Annotated in this window: 1 protein-coding gene; it reads right to left on the bottom strand. The window is 52.6% G+C overall.

The window, feature by feature from the left end; translation table 11 throughout:
* A partial coding sequence (locus HMPREF1992_RS00465) for a phage holin family protein (RefSeq protein ID WP_037357741.1) occupies positions 1-217 on the bottom strand: 217 nt, incomplete at its 3' end.
* Positions 218-228 lie beyond the last annotated feature (11 nt).

Below are 228 nucleotides of genomic sequence, written 5' to 3'. Positions count from 1 at the left end.
CGACAAGGGTGAAGATGCAGACTTTCTTGCAGATGCCCTTGAAGCCGATGGCACTCGACAGCTTCTTCTCTACAATCGCACGGAGAACACCTGTGATGTAGTCCGTCGCCACAAACACAACGAGGGCATAGAGCAGATCGTCAAAGCTGCCGAGAAACTCCCCGACAACGATGCCAATGCCCGCCGCATAGAGGCGTATTGTCAAAATCTGATCCATATCAGACACCC

This window comes from Selenomonas sp. oral taxon 892 str. F0426 (assembly GCF_000468035.1).
Lineage (GTDB): Bacteria > Bacillota > Negativicutes > Selenomonadales > Selenomonadaceae > Centipeda.
Note: the sequence above shows the minus strand (reverse complement) of the source record. Positions and strands in the feature narration are given on the sequence as shown.